General features: G+C 60.7%; 14 protein-coding genes. 13 read left to right on the plus strand and 1 reads right to left on the minus strand.

Annotation, left to right across the window (positions count from 1 at the left end):
- Nucleotides 1-39 precede the first annotated feature (39 nt).
- The 4 genes from KJB29_RS00650 (at nt 40) to KJB29_RS00665 (ending at nt 7,960) form a co-directional block, all read left to right on the plus strand.
- Complete coding sequence (locus tag KJB29_RS00650; protein WP_215732906.1) at nt 40-3,429, plus strand: acyl-[ACP]--phospholipid O-acyltransferase; 3,390 nt, start codon at nt 40-42, stop codon at nt 3,427-3,429.
- A 188-nt stretch (nt 3,430-3,617) separates the two neighbouring features.
- The gene (locus tag KJB29_RS00655; RefSeq protein ID WP_215732907.1) at nt 3,618-4,403 is read left to right on the plus strand and encodes a retropepsin-like aspartic protease; all 786 of its coding nucleotides are present in this window, start codon (nt 3,618-3,620) and stop codon (nt 4,401-4,403) included.
- 96 nt (nt 4,404-4,499) lie between these two features.
- On the plus strand, nt 4,500-6,992 hold the full coding sequence (locus KJB29_RS00660) for an SPFH domain-containing protein (RefSeq protein ID WP_215732908.1): 2,493 nt from the start codon (nt 4,500-4,502) through the stop codon (nt 6,990-6,992).
- 140 nt (nt 6,993-7,132) lie between these two features.
- Entirely contained in the window at nt 7,133-7,960 is an 828-nt protein-coding gene (locus KJB29_RS00665; protein WP_215732909.1) for a DUF2971 domain-containing protein, read from the plus strand.
- A 111-nt stretch (nt 7,961-8,071) separates the two neighbouring features.
- On the opposite strand, the gene ltrA is transcribed toward KJB29_RS00665, so the two are convergent.
- Nucleotides 8,072-9,376, minus strand: coding sequence for a group II intron reverse transcriptase/maturase (gene ltrA / locus KJB29_RS00670; protein WP_246560180.1), 1,305 nt, complete (start codon nt 9,374-9,376; stop codon nt 8,072-8,074).
- Nucleotides 9,377-9,963: 587 nt separating this feature from the next.
- On the opposite strand from ltrA, the gene KJB29_RS00675 reads away from it, so the two are divergent.
- From KJB29_RS00675 to gatB, 9 genes are all read left to right on the plus strand, one after another.
- Complete coding sequence (locus KJB29_RS00675) at nt 9,964-10,911, plus strand: DUF6602 domain-containing protein (protein WP_215732911.1); 948 nt, start codon at nt 9,964-9,966, stop codon at nt 10,909-10,911.
- A 75-nt stretch (nt 10,912-10,986) separates the two neighbouring features.
- A complete protein-coding gene (locus KJB29_RS00680) occupies nt 10,987-11,292 on the plus strand; it encodes a hypothetical protein (protein WP_215732912.1) in 306 nt (101 codons plus the stop codon).
- A 16-nt stretch (nt 11,293-11,308) separates the two neighbouring features.
- Complete coding sequence (locus KJB29_RS00685) at nt 11,309-12,811, plus strand: phospholipase D-like domain-containing protein (protein ID WP_215732913.1); 1,503 nt, start codon at nt 11,309-11,311, stop codon at nt 12,809-12,811.
- Nucleotides 12,812-12,895: 84 nt separating this feature from the next.
- Nucleotides 12,896-14,950, plus strand: coding sequence for a cache domain-containing protein (locus KJB29_RS00690; RefSeq protein WP_343213527.1), 2,055 nt, complete (start codon nt 12,896-12,898; stop codon nt 14,948-14,950).
- Between the two features lie 172 nt (nt 14,951-15,122).
- Entirely contained in the window at nt 15,123-15,410 is a 288-nt protein-coding gene (gene gatC / locus KJB29_RS00695) for an Asp-tRNA(Asn)/Glu-tRNA(Gln) amidotransferase subunit GatC (RefSeq protein ID WP_004514200.1), read from the plus strand.
- On the plus strand, nt 15,407-15,559 hold the full coding sequence (locus KJB29_RS00700) for a hypothetical protein (RefSeq protein ID WP_215732914.1): 153 nt from the start codon (nt 15,407-15,409) through the stop codon (nt 15,557-15,559). The genes gatC and KJB29_RS00700 overlap by 4 nt, the downstream gene beginning before the upstream one ends.
- A gap of 22 nt (nt 15,560-15,581) precedes the next feature.
- Nucleotides 15,582-17,039 (plus strand): Asp-tRNA(Asn)/Glu-tRNA(Gln) amidotransferase subunit GatA, encoded by a 1,458-nt coding sequence (gene gatA, locus KJB29_RS00705; protein WP_215732915.1) that lies wholly within the window; start codon nt 15,582-15,584, stop codon nt 17,037-17,039.
- The gene (gene dinD, locus KJB29_RS00710; protein WP_215732916.1) at nt 17,012-17,935 is read left to right on the plus strand and encodes a DNA damage-inducible protein D; all 924 of its coding nucleotides are present in this window, start codon (nt 17,012-17,014) and stop codon (nt 17,933-17,935) included. The genes gatA and dinD overlap by 28 nt, the downstream gene beginning before the upstream one ends.
- The gene (gene gatB, locus KJB29_RS00715; RefSeq protein ID WP_215732917.1) at nt 17,932-19,491 is read left to right on the plus strand and encodes an Asp-tRNA(Asn)/Glu-tRNA(Gln) amidotransferase subunit GatB; all 1,560 of its coding nucleotides are present in this window, start codon (nt 17,932-17,934) and stop codon (nt 19,489-19,491) included. The genes dinD and gatB overlap by 4 nt, the downstream gene beginning before the upstream one ends.
- Nucleotide 19,492 lies beyond the last annotated feature (1 nt).

Here is a 19,492-nt window from a genome sequence, read left to right on the forward strand (position 1 = left end):
ATGAGATTTTCAGAATTACTGACTCTGATGGAGCCTCCCATGAACACCACCGAACCGACCGCTCTTCCCGCCTCCTTCCGCCGCCTGAACCTGGCTCAGGCTCTGGGGGCGCTGAACGACAACATCATCAAGCTGATCATCGTCTTCTACCTCATCGGCCGCTACGGCCGGGAGGAGGCCGGCACCATCGCTGCCATGGGGAGTGCCGCCTTCGTGGCACCGTTTCTCCTCTTCTCGGCCCTGGCCGGCTCCCTGGCCGACCGCCTTCCCAAGGGAAGGATTGTGGTGGGTGTCAAGGTCCTTGAGGTGGGGATTACCCTCCTGGCCGTAAGCGGCCTCTTCCTGGCGAGCCCTCCCCTCCTCTACGGGGCGGTCTTTCTCCTGGGTACCCACAGCGCCCTCTTCGCCCCGGCTAAGTACGGAGTTGTGCCGGAGCTGGTCCCCCGGGAGGAGCTCTCCAGGGCCAATAGTCTCCTGGAGATGGCCTCCTTCCTCGCCATCGTCGGGGGGACTGCTCTGGCTCCCTTCCTCGTGCAGCTGGCAGGGGGGCGCCACGGCGTGGCTCTCCTGGCGGGGGTGGCCATTGCCGTGGCCGGGCTCCTCATCGCCCGCACCCTCCCCCCGACCCCGGCCGTTGCCCCCGACCGGACACTTTCCTTCCTGCCGACCAGCTACTGGCGCACCATCCGGAGCCTTAAAAACGACGGCTACCTCCTCCTGGCGGTGATCGGCGCTGCCTACTTCCTCTTTGTGGGGGCCTTCTGCCAGCTGAACCTCCTCCCCTACGGCATGAAGATCCTCGCCCTCTCAGAGGAGCAGAGCGGCTACCTCTTCCTGGCCGCCGCCATCGGCATCGGCGCCGGGTCACTCTGGGCCGGCCGCCTCTCCGGGCGCACCGTGGAGTTCGGCGTGGTCCCCATCGGCGCCGTGGGGCTCACCGTCTGTTCCTTCGCCCTGGCCATGATGCCGGCGAACCTGGGGGCGGTCCTGGCTGCGGTGGCCCTCTTCGGCGTCAGCGCCGGGCTCTTCATCGTACCGCTCCAATCCTTCATCCAACTCCGGGCACCGGCGGACCGGCGGGGGGAGGTACTGGCCGCCTCGTCGTTCCTGAGCTGGGTCGGGGTGCTTCTGGCCTCGGGGCTCCTCTGGGTCCTCTCGGGCCCCCTGGGGTTTTCCCCCGGCGCCTGTTTCACGGTCCTCGGGGCGATCACCCTCGTCCTCACCGCCGTCACCCTCCGGGTCCTCCCCGACTTTCTGCTCCGCTTCATCGCCCTGGCGGTCATGCGGATCCGCTACCGGGTGACCACCATCGACGACCGTCACGTGCCGGTGGAAGGGGGGGCGTTGCTGGTGGCGAACCACGTCTCCTGGCTCGACGCCCTCATCCTCCTCGCCACCCAGCAGCGGCGGATCCGCTTCGTCATGGAGCGGGAGATCTACAGCGCACCCGGCCTCAAACAGCTCTGCGCCCTCATGGGGGTGATTCCGGTTTCGTCCCGGGACGGGAAAAGGGGCCTCCTGGAGTTCATCGCCACCGCCCGCAAGGCCCTGGACGACGGCTACCTGATCTGCATCTTCGCCGAGGGGGAGATCACCCGTACTGGCATGCTGAACCGGTTCAAGGGGGGCTTCGAGCGCATCGTCAAGGGGACGAGCCACCCCATCATCCCGGTCTACATCGGCGGCGCCTGGGGGAGCGCGCTCTCCTACGCCCACGGCAGGCTCCTCTCCCGCCTCCCCTCCCTCATCCCCTACCGGGTGACGGTCCTCTTCGGCGCGCCCGTGCCGGCCGGGAGCACCCCCCACGACGTGCGCCGGGCCGTAATGGAGCTTTCCGCCGCCTGGTTCGAGGCCCGCAAGCCGCGGCGCCGCCCCCTGGGGGAGCTCTTCGCCGAGACAGCCCGGGAGAACTGGCACCGCCCCGCCATGGCCGACACCGGCGGCCGGGAACTTACCTACGGCAGGGCCCTCACCGGCGCCGTGGCCCTGGCGGCGAAGCTTAAGGACGCAACTTCCGGCCAGGAGATGGTGGGCATCTGCCTCCCCCCCACGGTGGGGGGCGCCCTGGTGAACCTGGCCCTCACCCTGAACGGCACCGTGCCGGTGAACCTGAACTACACCGCCTCGCCGGAGGGTATCCGCTCGGCCCTGGCCCAGTGCGGCATCCGGACCACCATAACCTCCCGCGTCTTCCTGGAGAAGCTCGGCACCCTGCCGGAATTCCCCGGTGCCATCTACGTGGAGGATCTCCTCGCCGGGCTCACCGACGGCGCAAAGCGCCGGGCGTTCCTCACGGCCCGCTTCCTCCCGCTCCGCACCTTCGCCCGCCCCGCCGGATTCGAAGCCGACCGCCTCGCCACGGTGATCTTCTCCTCCGGAAGCACCGGGGAGCCCAAGGGGGTCATGCTCTCCCACCACAACATCCTCTCCAACCTGGAGGCGCTCCGGATGGTCTTTCGCGCCACCCGGCGGGACAACATCTGCTCGGCCCTGCCGTTCTTCCACTCCCTGGGGTTCACCGGCACCCTCTGGCTCCCGCTCCTCTCGGGCTTCTCGGCGGTCTACCACACCAACCCCCTGGACGGCGAAACCATCGCCAAAACGGTGCGGGAGCGGCAGTCGACCCTCCTCATCGCCACCCCCACCTTCCTCATGGCCTACCTGCGGCGAGCCAAAAAGGAGGACTTTGCCACCCTGCGCCTCGTCATCACCGGCGCCGAGAAACTGAAGCCGAAGCTGGCCGACACCTTCCAGGAGAAGTTCGGCATCCGCCCCATGGAGGGGTACGGAGCCACGGAGCTGTCGCCGGTCATCTCCCTGTCGCTTCCCGACGTGGAAGTCAACGGGGTCCGCCAGGTCGCCTTCCGGGAGGGGAGCGTGGGGCTCCCGGTCCCCGGCGTGGTGGTGAAGATCGTGGACCCCGACACTTTTGCCGCGCTTCCCGAGGGGGAGACGGGGCTGATCCTCGTCAAGGGGCCCAACGTCATGCTCGGCTACCTCCACAAGCCCGAAAAGACCGCCGAGGTGGTAAAGGACGGCTGGTACGTCACCGGCGACATCGGCCGGCTGGACACCTACGGCTTCCTCCACATCACCGACCGCCTCTCCCGCTTCAGCAAGATCGCCGGGGAGATGGTCCCCCACGGCGCCGTGGAAGACGCCCTTCACGCCCGCCTCGGGATGACCGGCGTCGTGGCCGTAACCGGCATCCCCGACGAAAAGCGGGGGGAAATGCTCGTGGTGGTCTTCACCCGGGAGGCCGGGGACGCCGAAACCCTCCACCGGCTCATGGCCGAGAGCGACCTCCCCAACCTCTGGAAGCCGGGGAGGGAGTGCTACGTGGCGGTGGATGCGCTGCCGCTGCTGGGTACCGGGAAGCTGGATCTGCGGGGGGTGAAGGAGGCGGCTCTGGCGGCGCTGGCGGGATGAGAGCGAAGGTCTCCAAGACCGAGAGCAATCCTTCGGCTTCAATGACGTCTGGATAAATTTCAAAAAATTTATTAAAAGTTATGGGGCGCAGCTGCCGAAGAGATAAGGAGAGCATTGAGTCGCGGTCCAGGATTTGGGAAATGAATGTTACTCAGCGGGAGCTTTGCTGATTCGAATACGAGGCGAGCATGCGAAAGTCAAACCGTGAAAAGGCGGGGAATCCCATCGCAACTGTTGTCTCTCTGATGGTTATCATGGGCGTGTTTGCCTGGTGGCTGTTCCAGCTGGATCTTACATCGTTTATTTTTGATAAACATAAAGCAGCGCCAGAAGTTAACACCATGACACAAGCACAATATCAAGAAGTTACAAGAATTTGGAATGAACAACAGCAGGCGCGCCAGACCGAGAAGGCTGAAAACTCAGAGCCGGTTGATAAGCAGGAGGACGTTTCTCAGCAAAATGTAGGACCATACCCGCGAGAGGCAATTTTTCAGTATATCGACAAAAGTGGATTGATCGTGATGGTTGACAATATCGATAAGATTCCGCCCAGATACAGAAAAAACATGAAGATTATTGAGGGGGGATCAGGACAACAACGTACGCCTATTGATGTGGTAAATAATCAGGTCTACGTGCCTGTGTCCCTGACGTATCGTGGCCGAACCGTTACGACAAGGCTATTGCTCGATACCGGAGCAACAGGAATAACCATTTCGCCAGCACTTGCTCAACGGCTCGGAGCGCAACCAACGTCTCAAGGTAACGCTACTCTTGCGGATGGTAAAAAAGTGCAAACTCATCAATTCATCTGCGATCATGTGTCAGTAGGATCCAAAAACAAAAACGCTGCCGTTGTGAGCATTATGCCGAGAGAAGACTCAGAGGAAACCGGATTGCTCGGAATGAGTTTTCTGGCTGATTTTCCTCACACCATCGATTTAAAGGCACGAGTTATCAAGTGGTTTTGATGCTTTGAACAGGGCATGCACCAATCAAAACCTCGCCGGCGACCTCCTGCCGTTGCCTCTCATCCCACCTACATTCGCACCACGAAAGGAATCAGAATGTTATTGAATGTCGTTCTTGACCACTGGGGGTACTTTGCCGTTCTGGTGCCCATTGCCATCCTCCTCTACGCCTCCGTCGTCATTGTCGGCGGCAACGAGATCGCCTTCATCGAGCGGCGCTGGTTCGGGAGCAAGATGCCCCAGGGGCGGGTGGTGGCGCTGGGGAACGAGGTGGGGATCCAGGCCCGCACCCTCGGCCCGGGGCTCCATTTCCTCATCCCCTTCATCTACAAGGCGACCAAGAGCGTCTTCACGGAAATCCTGGACAACGAAATCGGCCTCATCGAATCGGTGGACGGCAACGCCATTCCGGCGGGGCGGATTTTCGCCGAGGTGGTGACCGGCCACAACTCCTTTCAAGATGGCGAGGCCTTCATCAGGAACGGCGGCCAGAAGGGGCCCCAGATCGAGGTGCTCCCTCCGGGGAAGTACCGGATCAACCCCTACCTGTTCAAGCTGACCAAGGGAACCGTCACCGAGATCAAGGATACGGAAATCGGCATCGTCGAGTCGGTGGACGGCGCCGCCATCCCCGAGGGGAAAATCTTCGCCCGTGCCGTGGAGGGGCACGCCTCCTTCCAGAACGGCGAGTCGTTCATCAAGAACGGCGGCCAGAAAGGGCCGCAGATCGAGATCATTCCGCCGGGGAACTACCGGATCAATCCCTACCTCTTCAAGGTCACCAAGAGCCTGGCCACCAAGATCAGCGAAGGGGAGATCGGCATGGTGGAGTCGTCCGACGGTTCGGCCATCCCCGCCGGCCGCATCTTCGCCAACGTGGTGCCGGGGCATAACTCCTTCCAGGACGGCGAGGCATTCATCAAGAGCGGCGGCCAGAAGGGGCCCCAGATCGAGATCCTGCCGCCGGGGGTCTACCGGATCCATCCCAATCTCTTCCGCATCACCAAGGCCTCGGCCGTGGTGATCGCCAAGGGTGAGGTGGGGATGGTCACCGCCCAGGACGGCGAACCGATCCCCATGGGACGGCTCCTGGCCCAGAGCGTGCCGGAGCACTCCAACTTCGAGAACGGCGAGGCATTCCTGAAAAACGGCGGCCAGAAGGGTCCCCAGATCGACGTGCTCCTCCCCGGCACATACCGGATCAACCTGAACCTGTTCCAGATCCAGATCGCCCCGGCGGCGGTGGTCGAAGCCAACAAGATCGGCCTCGTCACCGCCCTGGACGGCATTCCGCTGCCGGAGCGGGAGTACGTCGCCTCCCCCATCACCGGCCACAACGATTACCAGGACGGCTCCGCCTTCCTCACCAAAAGCGGCCAGCGGGGGCCCCAGCTCGATGTCCTTCGCCCCGGCACCTACTACATCAACCCCCTCATGTTCAGCGTGGCCATCGACGACGTGGCCGTGGTGGAGCGGGGCCAGGTGGGGGTTATCGTCTCCAACGTGGGTGACGACCCGACGGAGGAGATGAAGAAACGGCTCGGCTCATCCCAGACCGGCGCATCCATCGAGGAAGGGAAAGAAAAGTACGTGGTCCCCAAGGGATTCCGCGGCATCCAGGAGGAGGTGGCCGGTCCGGGCCGCTACTACCTGAACCGCCGGGCCTTCATGTGCTACATCATCGACACCACCAACATCACCATCGACTGGGACGACCAGGAGGATACCCGTTTCGACCAGCTCACCGTCATCTCCAAGGACGGCTTCCCGATCCAGGTGGCGGTCAAGGTGGTCATCCGTGTGCGGCCCGACCAGGCCCCCTACATGGTGGCCAAGGTGGGCTCCATCGACAACCTGATCCAGCACGTCATCCACCCCATGATCGACTCATCCTTCCGCAACCAGGCCTCCACCGCCTCGGCCATGAACTTCCTCCAGAGCCGCTCTGAGGAGCAGTCCAAGGCCGAGAGCCGCGCCCGCATCGACCTGGAGAGGTACCACGTGGAATGCGTCTCCGTCCTCATCTGCCAGATCAAGCTGCCGGAAGACCTGATGCAGACCCAGACCAAGCGGATCATCGCCGAGCAGCAGCAGGAGATGTACAAGATGGAGCAGCGGTCCCAGGCGGAACGGACCGAGATGGAGAAGATGCGGGCCACCGCCGATCAGCAGCCGACCCTGGTTGCTTCGGAGATTGCCGTGAAGGTGGCCACCCAGAAAAAGACCGAGATGATCACCCTGGCCGAGGGGACCGCGGAATCCAAGGCCCTGGAAGGGACCGGCGAAGGGAAGCGGCTGAAAGCCATCGGCGACGGCGAGGCGTCCAAGATCGCCGCCATCGGTGACGCCACCGCCCAGGCCTACTCGAAACAGAAAGAGGCCATCGGCGAGGATGCCATCAAGCAGATCAAGATCGTCGAGCTGATCTCCGCCGCCATCGAAAACGGCCAGATCAAGATCGTTCCCGATGTGCTCGTCTCCGGCGGCGGCACGGCTGGCGACGGGCTGATGGGACAGTTGACCCGGCTCTTGCCTGGGGTGGACCTGAACGCGCTGGTGAAGAAGGGCGGCGGGGTGAAGGAGGCGTAGGCTGAAAAGTCGTCTTCAGGAGAAATGTTCCAATAGGGTGGATCAGCAGTTCACGCGCGCGTGCGCGTAAACCGGTCAATAACGAGTTGGCAGGAACAATAAATGAGCCATCCCTTAAGTAGGTGCTAATGGAGTAAGAAATGGTGGTTGTTGAAAAAATTCTTAGATACAAATACCTCCCATTTGATGAAGGCTCACTGAACATAATAAGAAATGGGACAATGAAGTTCAGCCCCCCAAGCAAAGTCAATGACCCTTTCGACTGTGCGCCAGACTATGAGGATGGGAACATAGAGGACTATCTTGATAGCAGACCGGATTTACTTAGAAAAGCCTGCGACATGCTAAATTTGACTAAAAACGAACGGATAAATCAAAAACAGAAAATGATAGAAAGACTCAAACTCGCAGTCGAAGAAGGAGCTTTTGGCCAAAAAGCCAGCGATGCCGTTGGAATTTGCAGCCTCTCAAGAGATCCCTTGAACCTTCTTATGTGGGCGCACTACGCTCAACACCATAAAGGATTTGTCGTTGAGTTCGAGATTCCAGTTGCTGCCACAGATATTAATCTGGAGGATCTTCCTCACGATTATTGGTTTGAGCTACTGGTCCCTCACGAAGTTGAATACGAAATAGACAAGCCAATAATAAGTTTTTTTGACACTGAAGATGAAAAACGCAGAAAGCAATTCTTGATAAAAGGTATAGATTGGAAATATGAACAAGAAGAGCGTGTCATAGATTATGTTAGGGGACACGGTATTCACACATACGACATTAGTATTCAGAATTCTGTAATAGCTGGAATGAGAATGGATCCTGCCAACTACCACATTCTTGAGCAGTGTATTGATGAGCTGAATTTAAAAAATACAATGCGAGTCCAGCTTAACAAGGCAGAGCCGATCAAGGGAAAGTACAGCCTTTTCGTGCCAAATAGACCCGAGCTTAAAAGTGCGAGCTTGTGACAACTCCCCGCGAGCGTGCGGAGACAACTGCCAATCGGGTAGCCGGGGGTCTTAGCCCCCCAGCCCCCACACCACCGTACATGCGGGTCCGCATACGGCGGTTCGACGACGTCACCGGGCCGTAGCCGGGTGATGGATCTTCACCCACAGTTCTTTGACAGATACGAGACCTTGATCCTTCAGCCACTTGTTGGTCATACCGTGCTGGGCGGCAAGCCTGCGGGCCATGGCCCACGGACCGCCACGATTCAGCCCTGCTCTGATGGAAGTCCCAAGTTGAACGCCCAGTTTGAGCAGATTCCGAATCTTGGTGCGGCACCACCGCCACTGTTTCCAGTAGCAGAGCCGCACCCGCCGCCGTATCCAGCCGTCGATCTCCGGGATGTCGTGATACGCTTCGGCAATCCCGAAGTACCCCATCCAGCCGCGGATGTAGGTAGACAGCTTGTTCAGCCGGTACTCCATGGAGACGAACCAGCTCCTGCCGGTGTACTTCCTGACGCGGTGCCGAAACTCTTTGTACGCCTTGTCAGACCAGAGGATTTTGGTGCCTTTGAAGACGAAGCCAAGAAAGCTGATCTGGTCGCCTTTGGCAACCTGACTCTTGTCTTCGTTGACCGTGAGCTTGAGCTGGTTTGTCAGATACTTCCTGACGCTCCCCATGACCCGTTCGCCAGCCCGCTGACTCTTTACGAGAATGACGAAGTCGTCGGCATAGCGGACGAATTTGTGGCCACGTTTCTCAAGCTCTTTGTCCAGGTGATCGAGGAGGATGTTGGCGAGCAGCGGGGAAAGCGGGCCGCCTTGGGGTACTCCCAGGCGGGTCTTTTCCCGCCGTCCGTTCACTTCCGCCCCGGCTCGCAAGTAGCTGCCGATCAGGGCCAGCACCCGTTTGTCGCGGACCTTCCTCCCCACGATGGTCATGAGGAGGTCGTGGTTGACCGTGTCGAAGAACTTGGCAAGGTCAATGTCCACGGCAATGCGGTAGCCCTGCCGGAGATACTCCCGCAGTTGCCGGACAGCACCATGTGCTGACCGGTTCGGGCGGAAACCAAAACTCGATGCCGAGAATCCGGGATCGAAGATCGGCGTGAGTACCTGAGCTGTTGCCTGTTGGATCAGCCGGTCGAGCACGGTGGGAATACCCAGCGGGCGGCTACCGCCCGTAGGTTTGGGAATCTCCACCCGAAGAACCGGCTTTGGTTGGTACGTACCTGTTGCAAGCGATGCGCGGATATCTGCCCATAGTGGCCGGAACCGGTCGGGGAATTGGTCGATGGTGATGCCATCGACACCGGGAGCGCCTTTGTTGGCTTTCACCCGTTTCCACGCCAGTTCCATGTTCTCGGTGGCAAGTATCTGCTCCAGTAGGTGTTGCTCCGGGGTTGGCTGGTCAACGACGCGCTTCACGGGCATTCCCCCGTGCGGGTTCGTCATGTCGTGAAAGCTCATTGGTGCGGTTCCCCTCATCTATCGTTTGGCCCTTCGGCGGGGTAAGGCTTCCGATTCTCTATATCGGCTTGTTTCCAGTTGCCGGATCGCTGGCGGCAACGTCCTACGCCTACTATGGCTTCTGCTGACTCCTGCCCCATCACGGCAGCTGTTACCAGATACCGCGCCATCAGGAAACAATGGCATGTGGGACAGGTCTCCCCGGATAAGAACGTGAACTGTGGCTACACAACCGCAGCATTTACCTTGGCATCCTGAATCCATGGGACTTCGTCATGTTGTGCTGACTTGCCCGGACACCCCGGCCTTCTATGCTGTTTCTGTTCGTCGGCTCATAGCGTTGCGCTCCGGCTTCCTCCAGACCCCTCCTCGCGGAGACGCCCTTGCCTTCGGCTAGTACTTTGGTTACGCTGTCTCGCGACAGTGCTGGATTCACCGTACAGGGGACTTGCACCCCATAAGTTCACGCCCATGCCGGGCGTACACACCCGGCTAGACCCATCTCCGCTGACGCTCCGTGGGTCAGCCTATAGCCGTTGGTCGAGGTAATTATGGAACATGATATTCACGACTTCATAAAGAAGGCCCAAAAGGATTTACAAGCAGAATACCTTAGAATCCAGAAACGAGCCGCTGAAGACCCTGGCACCGCTGGTGATCAGGGAGAAGAAAATTGGGCAAGTTTGCTCAGGGAATGGCTCCCACACTATTTCCATGTCGTTACGAAAGGGCGAATACTAACTGATTCAGGCTATGCAAGTCCCCAGATTGATGTTCTTGTTCTATACCCTTCGTACCCTCGCATACTACTTGACAAGAAGCTTTATCTTTCAGGTGGCGTTGCTGCTGCCTTCGAATGCAAGACTACTTTGACAGCGGCATACGTCAAAGCTGCAGTCGAAACTTCAGCCGCTCTCAAACGCTCTCTTCCCAAACGTGAAGGTACACCTTACAAAGAGTTACATACCGGAATTGTATATGGGTTACTGGCGCATTCACATAGCTGGAAAAGCCAAAATTCAAAACCATTGGATAATGTCGAGAATTCGTTGTGGGAGGCTGATGCGGCTCATGTTATTCATCCAAAAGAGTGCATAGATTTTGTCACTGTTTCTGATCTGGCAACATGGAATGTTAGTAAAATGACATACCTAAGTCCAATGCTTCCTTTTTTCAATGATGAAATAAGCAAGATTTATGGGCCGAACGGATGTGCAACAATAGGCTACATACGTCATGCTGTTGGTGCTGATCGACAAGAGGAATATTTTTCACCAATTGGAACACTGCTATCAGGGCTATTCAGTAAGCTTGCTTGGACGTTCCCTGATATGCGGCCACTTGAGGAGTACTTCAGAAAAGTAAACATGAGTGGGAGCGGCGAAGGTCGAATGCGACAGTGGAGTATAGACATTTACTCTGACACCATTAAGGACCGCGTGTATCGAGGTGCTCTCTCCAACGGCATTCCTTACGATGAATGGCATATACACTTCTGATTTTTGACCACATGCGGCGTCACGCGGTCTTCGCTTCGCTCGCCGGTGCGCCTTGTGACGTTGGAAGGACAAGATATGAAGCGAAAATTGATTGTCTCCGTGTTTTCCTTCGTGGCTGCATTGACAGCCGTTAGTGCCTTTGCCGGAGATAGCAAACCTGTAATCAGGGAAGAACATAAAATCAGCATAAATGGAGTTGAAGAGCTTTGGCAGCTTGAGTGGGCACAACCACCAAGTCCTGCATGTGGTCCCGAGGACCCGGCATGGAGTACCTGCCCTTGGGGGGGGTATTCCGGGGACAGTTTATGTAATTCGACAACCCCCGAAACTGCCGAATTTGCTGCTGGACTGCCCTTTTTGCGCGCTCTTCCCGACAATTGAAACGAGGCACTATGCAATGATCCGACATCTGCTGCTTATCACGCTATCCACCCTCCTCACCCTCGCCACCGTTGTCGGCCCACGGCCCCTGTCAGCGGCCGAAACCACGCCTCCCCTGCCCTGGAGCATCCAGCCCCTCCTGGCCGCCCACCCCGGCAAAACCGGCCTCTATGTCCTGGAAAAAGGAGAAGAATCGCTTCTGGCCCGGGCGTGGCTCGCGGACCATGCCACAAAGAGCATCGACGTCCAGTATTTCATCTGGAGCAGCGACAACATCGGCATCCTGGCCTCGGAGGCGCTGCTGCGGGCGGCGGAGCGGGGGATACGGGTGCGGGTGCTGGTGGATGACCTCCTCATCGACGCGCCGCCGGAGTCGCTCCTAGCCCTGGCCCGTCACCCCAACATCGACATCCGGATCTACAACCCGAAGATGACAGTGGGGACTTCGAAGGTGAAGCGGATCGCCAACGTGGTGACCGGCTTCCGTTCCGTGAACCAGCGGATGCACGACAAGACCGCCCTCTTCGACGGCATGGTGGGGATCACCGGCGGCCGCAACATGGCCGATGAGTACTACGATTTCGACCAGGAGTACACCTTCCGGGACCGGGACATGCTGATGCTTGGCCCGGCTGTGGCCGAGGCGGAGGCGAGCTTCGCACGGTTCTGGGAGAGCCCCCTGGCTGTGCCGGTGGAGAAGCTGCTGAAAAAGCCCATGAAGAAGATGACGCCGGAGCGGACCGGCCAGGTCTATGCCGGCCTCCACGCCTATGCCGGGAAACCTGAGAACTTCGCCCCGGAAGTCCGCCAGGCGCTCCAGGATCTCCCCGTCAGGTTTGACAACTTGCTGCGGGAGATGGTCTGGGACGAGGCCCGCTTCATCTCCGACCTGCCGGGGAAAAACAGCGGCCGGAATGGTTTGAAGGGGGGTGGCCGGAGCACGGCTACCCTGGTGGACGCGGTGCGCAAGGCCAAACGGCGGGTTACCATCCAGTCCCCATACCTGGTCATGCCGGAGGGGGGGCTGGAGCTTTGCCGGGGGCTCATCAAGCGCGGCGTGGCAGTGCGGATCGTCACCAACTCCCTGGCCGCCACCGACAACCTCCAGGCCTTCAGCGGCTATCGGAAGCAGCGGGCCAGGCTCCTGAAAGCGGGGATCGTGATCCGGGAATTCCGCCCCGACCCGGCCGTGCGGCAGGAATTGATCGACCGCTACCCGAAACTGAAGGAGAAGCCCCCCACCTTCGCCCTCCATGCCAAGACCATGGTAATCGACGGCGAGACTCTGTTCGTCGGCACCTTCAACCTGGACCCCCGCTCCGCCAACCTGAACACCGAGGTGGGGGTGATGGTTCGGAACTCCGCCCTGGCCCGCCAGGTGGAGGAGCGGATCGAGCGGGACATGCGCCCGGAGAACAGCTGGAACCCGGCCACGGACAACCCGGACCGCCACGCCTCGGCGGCCAAGCGGAACCGGCTGCGCCTCTGGAAGTCGCTGCCGCTGACCCCCATCCTCTGAGAACTCCGGGAATGTGACGTGATGGAGATTGAGAAAATTCTCAAGGATGCCGTTTTTTTGCCGAAAAGAGAGTAATGATGCGCGGTGCCGGAACCCGGCACGACTCCCACCATTGACGCCTTCCATTGTTCGGCAGAAGGACTGCTGCGGGCCATGAATCTCGAAACCTGGCGGATACGCAACTGGCGACTCTTCACGAAGATATTCCTCATGTCGACGGTGGCGGTGTTCGTCATCATCGCGGGGCTGCTGGGGTTCTTCCTCCCGCTTCTGGAATCGAAGCTGATCCGCGAGCGGACGGACAACGCGAGCCACATCGTGGACGCGGCCCGCTCCATAGCCGCCCACTACCATTCCCTCCAGCTCCGGGGGGAGATCTCCGAGACAGAGGCCCGGGGGCTGGCCGTGGATACCCTGCGCACCTTGCGCTACGATGTCAACGGCTACATCTGGATCCACGACCTGGAAAACAGGATGATCATGCACCCCGTGCACCCCGAGTTGGAAGGGCAGAACCTGGCCCGCCTCACCGACGCCCGGGGGAAACATCTCTTCCAGGACATGAACGAGGTTGCGCTCCGGGAGGGGAAGGGTGAGGTCGACTACTTCTGGCCCCGGCCGGGTGACCGGGAGCCGAGCCGCAAAATGTCCCGCGTTTCCCTCTTTGAGCCGTGGCAGTGGGTTCTGGGGAGCGGCCTTTACCTGGACGACGTGCAGGACGAAATCTCCATACTGGAGGCGCGAGTCATAACGGGAGCGCTGGTGACACTGCTTCTCTCCGTGGTCTTTTCCGCCTATGCGGCCTATCGCATCAACCGCCCCCTGCGGCAGGCGCTCTTCTGCGCGGCCGCCGCCATGGGGCACGATACGTCGGTGGTGGCGGACGAATGCCGTGACGAGACACACCAGGTGCTCCATGCCATCGAGCGGATGGTCAACGACCTGAAGCTTTCCCGAGACGAAGCGGAATCCGCCAGCAGGATGAAGGGCGAATTCCTGGCCAACATGAGCCATGAGATCCGGACCCCCATGAACGCCATCATCGGCATGACCGAGCTGACCCTGGAAACTCCCCTTTCGCCCTCCCAGCGTGAAAACTTGGAGATTATCGCTTCATCGGCCGAGAGTCTGCTGGGGCTCCTGAACAACATTCTGGATTTCTCGAAAATCGAGGCCGGGCGCCTCCTCCTGGAGAAGGTACCCTTCGACCTCCTGAATACTGTGGAGGGAGCCCTGGACGTGGTGGCACCCCAGGCCCACGGCAAGGGGCTGGAGCTGATCCTCGATGTGGCCCGGGACCTCCCGGAGGCATTCATCGGCGACCCGACCCGCCTGCGGCAGGTGCTGATCAATCTCCTCAGCAATGCCGTCAAGTTCACCGCCAGGGGAGAAGTGGTCCTGAAGGTGGAGCGCGCCCCCTCTTCCGGCACGGACGACGGCGTGGTGCTGCTCTTCACGGTTTCGGACACCGGCGTCGGCATCCCCGCCGACAAGCTCTCCCTCATATTCGAGTCGTTCACCCAGGCCGACGGCTCCACTACCAGGAAATACGGGGGGTCGGGGCTGGGGCTCGCCATTTGCCACGCCCTGGTGTCGATGATGGGAGGGAATATCTCCGTAAAGAGCGCCGTCGGGGTTGGGAGCACCTTCCGGTTCACGGTCCGGCTGGGGACCTGCGCTCTCCAGAACCGGGAAATCAGGCAGGCAGGGATACCGCGGTTTGACCGGGAGGTGAAGATCCTGCTCGCCGAGGACAATCCCGTGAATCTCAAGGTTTCCCGGCTCCTCCTGGAGATGATGGGGTGCCAGGTTGTTGCGGTGGAGAACGGCGGCGATGCCGTGCGCGCCATAAAAGGGGAGCGCTTCGATGTGGTGCTGATGGACATCCAGATGCCGGTGCTGGACGGCCTGGAGGCGACCCGCGTGATACGGAGCGGGACAGAGATGGGGATCGACCGGACCACGCCAGTCATCGCCATGACCGCCCACGCCCTCAAGGGATACGAGAAAATCTGCCATGAGGCAGGGATGAACGATTTCATCTCCAAGCCGGTCAGGGCAGGGGAGTTGTACCACGCCATCCTCCGCAATCTCCCCCCGGCCCCCGCCGGTGGCGGGGTCACCGCATCCGTGCCCTGAATTTCCCGACCAGCTCCACAACCACACTAGAAAAGCGAACGCATTCCCCGTTTCCTCCTGGTCGTTTGAACGATGAGCCGCGGCATTCATGGCCACGTCGCCTTGTCATTTCCCCCTGTTCGTGCTACAAAATACCGTTCATTTCACCAGGTTCACCCCACGGAGATCCCCCATGAAGATAACCAAAGCCGAAGTCGACGCCGTTGCCCTCCTGGCCCGCCTTGAGCTGACCCCGGAGGAGACGGAGACCTTCACCGGCCAGATGGACGCCATCCTTGCCTATGTGGAAAAGCTGAACGAGCTGGACACGAGCGGCATCATCCCCACCTCCCACGCGGTGCCGGTGGAAAACGCCTTCCGGGACGACGCGGTCCGCCCCTCCATCGGCGTGGAAAACGCCCTGGCCAACGCCCCGGACCGGGTGGAAGGATTCTTCCGGGTGCCGAAGGTGATCGAGTGAAACCCCGGTCGCACCGACTGCTCCTCGGGCTCCTCGTCCTTGCTGCCGCGCTTCCTCTGGCCGGCTGCTTCACGTCGAGCTTCCACGGGTCGGTGGAGACGAGCGCCACCATAACGAACAACTCCCTGGGGAGGGAGACGGAAAAGTAAAATCGCACGCATCGGAGACCCCATGGAACTCTTTGATCTGACCATACACGAACTGCACGACCGGCTGAAGCGGAAGGAGGTCTCCTCCGTGGAGGCGACGAAGGCGATGCTCGCCCGCATCGAGGCGACGGACCCGAAGGTGAACGCCTACATCACGGTCACCCCCGAGGAGGCCCTGGTAGCGGCGGAAGCCGCGGACCGGCGGATCGCCGCCGGCGACATGGCTCCGCTGTCCGGCATCCCCGTCGGCCTCAAGGACATCTTCGTCACCAAGGGGATCCGCACCACCTGCGCCTCCAAGATCCTCGGGAACTTCGTCCCCCCCTACGACGGGACGGCGGTGGCGAAGCTGAAGGAGGCCGGCGCGGTCATCGTGGGGAAGCTGAACCAGGACGAGTTCGCCATGGGCTCCTCCGGCGAGTCGAGCGCCTTCGGGCCGACGAGGAACCCGTGGAATCTGGAGTGCATCCCCGGCGGCTCCTCCAGCGGCTCGGCGGCGGCCATCGCGGCCCGCACCGCCACGGCGACCCTGGGGACCGACACCGGCGGATCCATCCGCCAGCCCGCCTCCCACTGCGGCTGCGTGGGGCTTCGCCCTACCTACGGCCGGGTTTCCCGCTACGGGGTTATCGCCTATGCCTCGTCCCTGGACCAGGTGGGACCCGTGACCCGGGACGTAACCGACTGCGCCCTGATGCTCGGCGCCGTGGCCGGCCACGACATCATGGATTCCACGAGCATCGATCTCCCGGTTCCCGATTATACGAAGGCCCTCACCGGTGACGTGAAGGGGCTGAAGCTGGGACTCCCGAAGGAGTACTACATCGAAGGGCTCGACCCGGACGTGAAGAAGGCCATGGACGAGGCCATCGAAACCTACCGGGGGCTCGGGGCCGAGTTCGTGGATATCTCCCTCCCCCACACCGACTACGCCGTGGCCACCTACTACCTGATCGCCACCGCCGAGGCGAGCTCCAACCTGGCCCGCTACGAGGGGGTCCGCTTCGGCCACCGGGCCGAAGGGGCCGCGAACCTCATCGACATGTTCCGCAAGACCCGCTCCGAAGGGTTCGGAGACGAAGTGAAACGGCGGATCATGATCGGCACCTATGCCCTCTCCTCCGGCTACTACGACGCCTATTACCTGAAGGCCCAGAAGGTCCGCACCCTCATCATGCAGGACTTCCTCAAGGCCTTCGAGACCGTCGACGCCATTCTTACCCCCGTGGCCCCGACCCCGGCCTTCAGAATCGGCGAGAAGACCAGCGATCCGCTCCGGATGTATCTCTCCGACATCTTCACCATCCCCGTGAACCTGGCCGGCACCTGCGCCGTCTCCGTCCCTGCCGGGATGAGCGGCAGCGGCCTCCCCATCGGCCTCCAGCTAATCGGCCGCCCCTTCGGTGAGGAGACCATCCTGCGCGCCGCCCACGCCTTCGAGCAGGCCACGGCGTGGCATACGCAAAAGGCAGGGATATAGGGGCGATCACAAAAGGCGGGAATGGTGAGGGCTCTGAAATGAGCAAACGACTATCGAAAGACATTGCCGGTAAACACGTCTCTCCCTTCGAGCAGATCAAACGCACCAATGACGCAGGCAATGAATTTTGGTCGAGCCGCGATTTTGCCCAGATTCTGGATTATGCTGACTATCGCAACTTCGAGCAGGTAGTCACCAAGGCACGTACCGCCTGCTTCAACAGCGGCCAGAGGATAGATGACCATTTCGTTGACGTCACCGAAATGGTCGATCTCGGCAGTGGCGCGAAACGCCAGGTAAAATCGGTATTTCTATCCCGCTATGCCTGTTATTTGATCGTTCAGAATGCCGATCCCTCTAAAGAAATTGTCGCTCTTGGCCAGACCTATTTTGCTGTCCAAACGAGACGCCAGGAACTCGCTGATCAGGCCCCCGAGGAGGAGCGCCGGCTGTTGCTGCGCGAGGAGATGCGCCGTCATAATGTCCAGTTGGCCGATGCGGCAAAGGGCGCCGGCGTTGTTGAGGCAAAGGATTATGCAATCTTCCAAAATCACGGCTATATGGGATTGTATGGCGGCATGACCGCCCAGGATATCCACCGAAACAGGGGCTTGAAAAGGAGTCAGCAAATCCTCGATCATATGGGGAGCACAGAGTTGGCAGCCAATCTTTTCCGAGCCACCCAGACTGAAGAAAAACTGCGGAGAGAGAACATCACCGGCAAAACAAAAGCCAACAGGACTCACTACGAAGTCGGTGCGAAGGTCCGTCAGACCATTGAAGACCTCGGCGGAACCATGCCGGAAGAATTGCCGGTTGCCGACAGCATAAAGAAGTTGGAGAAAAAACAGAAAAAGCTACTATCCGAACTCCCTGAACCAGGAGAAACCGAATGAACTACCAAGCCGTCATCGGCCTTGAAGTCCACGTCCAGCTGAAGACCGACACCAAGATCTTCTGCGGCTGTTCCACCCAGTTCGGCGCCGCCCCCAACTCCCAGACCTGCCCGGTCTGCCTCGGGATGCCCGGCGCACTGCCGGTCCTGAACCGGAAGGTGGTGGAGTTTGCCATCAGGGCGGGACTCGCCACCAACTGTCGCATCGCGCCGCGCAGCGTCTTCGCCCGGAAGAACTACTTCTACCCGGACCTCCCCAAGGGGTACCAGATCAGCCAGTTTGAACTCCCCATCTGCCAGAACGGCCACTTGGACATCGAGGTCACTGACCCGAATTCGATTTCGAGCGGCTGCCAAGGCGGCGAGGAAGAAGCGACGCAGGCGTACTCGAATGTACGTCGAGGAGCTGATGACGAAGCCAACGCCGGCAGACGTTTGAAGGCGAATTCGGTGAAGCGGATCGGCATCACCCGCATCCATATGGAAGAGGACGCCGGCAAGCTGGTCCACAGCGACATCCCCGGCCTGGGAGGCGGCTCCGGGGTGGACCTGAATCGGGCCTGCACACCGCTCCTGGAGATCGTCTCGGAGCCGGACATCCGCAGCGCCGACGAGGCGGTGGCCTACCTCAAGAAACTCCACCAGATCGTGGTCTACCTCGGCATCTGCGACGGGAACATGGAGGAGGGGAGCTTCCGCTGCGACGCCAACGTGTCGGTCATGCCGGTGGGCTCCGCAACCTTCGGCACCCGCACCGAGACCAAGAACGTCAACTCCTTCCGCTTCGTGAAGCAGGCCATCGAGTACGAGATCGAGCGCCAGATCGAGCTCATCGAGGAGGGGGGGAAGGTGGTCCAGGAGACCCGCCTCTTCAACCCGGACACCGGCGAGACCCGCTCCATGCGCGGCAAGGAGGAGGCCCACGACTACCGCTACTTCCCCGATCCCGATCTCGTGCCGCTGGTCATCTCCAACGACTGGGTGGCCGACGTGGCCCTGTCGCTCCCCGAACTCCCCGAGGCCCGGCGGAGCCGCTACCGCTCCGAGCTGGGGCTTTCCGACTACGACGCCGAGGTCCTGACTGCGACGCGGGAAATGGCCGAGTACTTCGAGGCGTGCCTCGCCGCCGGCGCCCCGGCCAAGGGGGCCGCCAACTGGGTGATGGGTGAGGTGACCCGCTCCCTCAACGAGGCGGGCACGGGAATCGCCGACTGCCCGGTGACGCCGGAGCGCCTCACTGCGCTGCTGCAACTGATCGAGAAGGGGACCATCTCCGGCAAGATCGCCAAGGCCGTCTTTGACGAGATGTGGTCGAGCGACAAGGCTCCGGAAGCCATCGTGGAGGAGAAGGGGCTCGTCCAGGTCTCCGACACCGGCGCCATCGAGAAGATCATCGACGAGATTATGGCCGCCAACATGGGGCAGGTGGAGGAGTACCGGGGCGGCAAGGAGAAGGTCTTCGGCTTCTTCGTGGGGCAGGTGATGCGGGCCTCCAAGGGGAAGGCGAACCCGGCGGTGGTGAACGAGCTGCTGCTGAAGAAGCTGAAGGGGGAATAGC

Source organism: Geobacter grbiciae (assembly GCF_018531165.1).
Lineage (GTDB): Bacteria > Desulfobacterota > Desulfuromonadia > Geobacterales > Geobacteraceae > Geobacter > Geobacter metallireducens.

What these genes read in the sequence shown, in the direction of transcription:
- KJB29_RS00655 (WP_215732907.1), top strand. Translation starts at nt 3,618, where the DNA reads ATGCGAAAGTCAAACCGTGAAAAGGCGGGGAATCCCATCGCAACTGTT.
- ltrA (WP_246560180.1), bottom strand. Translation starts at nt 9,376, where the DNA reads ATGCCCGTGAAGCGCGTCGTTGACCAGCCAACCCCGGAGCAACACCTA.
- gatA (WP_215732915.1), top strand. Translation starts at nt 15,582, where the DNA reads ATGGAACTCTTTGATCTGACCATACACGAACTGCACGACCGGCTGAAG.
- KJB29_RS00685 (WP_215732913.1), top strand. Translation starts at nt 11,309, where the DNA reads ATGATCCGACATCTGCTGCTTATCACGCTATCCACCCTCCTCACCCTC.
- gatB (WP_215732917.1), top strand. Translation starts at nt 17,932, where the DNA reads ATGAACTACCAAGCCGTCATCGGCCTTGAAGTCCACGTCCAGCTGAAG.
- KJB29_RS00665 (WP_215732909.1), top strand. Translation starts at nt 7,133, where the DNA reads ATGGTGGTTGTTGAAAAAATTCTTAGATACAAATACCTCCCATTTGAT.
- KJB29_RS00675 (WP_215732911.1), top strand. Translation starts at nt 9,964, where the DNA reads ATGGAACATGATATTCACGACTTCATAAAGAAGGCCCAAAAGGATTTA.
- gatC (WP_004514200.1), top strand. Translation starts at nt 15,123, where the DNA reads ATGAAGATAACCAAAGCCGAAGTCGACGCCGTTGCCCTCCTGGCCCGC.
- KJB29_RS00680 (WP_215732912.1), top strand. Translation starts at nt 10,987, where the DNA reads ATGAAGCGAAAATTGATTGTCTCCGTGTTTTCCTTCGTGGCTGCATTG.
- KJB29_RS00660 (WP_215732908.1), top strand. Translation starts at nt 4,500, where the DNA reads ATGTTATTGAATGTCGTTCTTGACCACTGGGGGTACTTTGCCGTTCTG.
- KJB29_RS00650 (WP_215732906.1), top strand. Translation starts at nt 40, where the DNA reads ATGAACACCACCGAACCGACCGCTCTTCCCGCCTCCTTCCGCCGCCTG.